The following is a 574-nucleotide window of genomic DNA, read 5'->3' on the forward strand; positions in this document are numbered from 1 at the left end:
CATATTCTCTTACCGCCTCCTATTCAATTATTAAAAATTAACAGAGGCGACAACTATCCTGACACAGGGGGGTGACGAGGACAGACTAATACAGAAATTGGGATTGTCGTTCCCATATCCATCACGATTTTCGCCGGAGCATCCGGATTTTTGGGCAATATGTTGCAAAGCAGGTTGGTGCAAGAAAAAGCAGCTAAGAGCAATTCATGGCGTTGAGGTGAGCAAAATTTCTAGCGTCACATTTTATCTTCAGTCGTATGATACAGAAGCACATCGTGACCGATATTTTGAGCAAATTCACGATTTAGAAACGTTAGTCTTAGAGTATGGTATGTCACGTCTGAAATTAATTAGCGGTTTGCTTAAACAGCATCGATTGCTTTCAATTCAATCCTATCGATATCTTTCGATCAACCATTTCCAGGCGTTATCGCCACCTTGCCCTATTTGTTTCGCACTGAGCGTATGGCTAATGCTTATGTTTACATTAACGTCTCACTTCCACAGTGCTAAGGTGCTGGAGAAAAGCTTAGAAGAGATGACCCCTCTGTTCCTTAAACAAACCGGATGGGCT

General features: G+C 42.2%; 1 protein-coding gene. It reads left to right on the forward strand.

What is annotated here, in order from left to right:
* Window positions 1-331 precede the first annotated feature (331 nt).
* Window positions 332-574 (forward strand): hypothetical protein (locus A3735_RS31875; RefSeq protein WP_231882538.1); only part of this gene is annotated, 243 nt, incomplete at its 3' end.

This window comes from Oleiphilus sp. HI0061 (genome assembly GCF_001635675.1).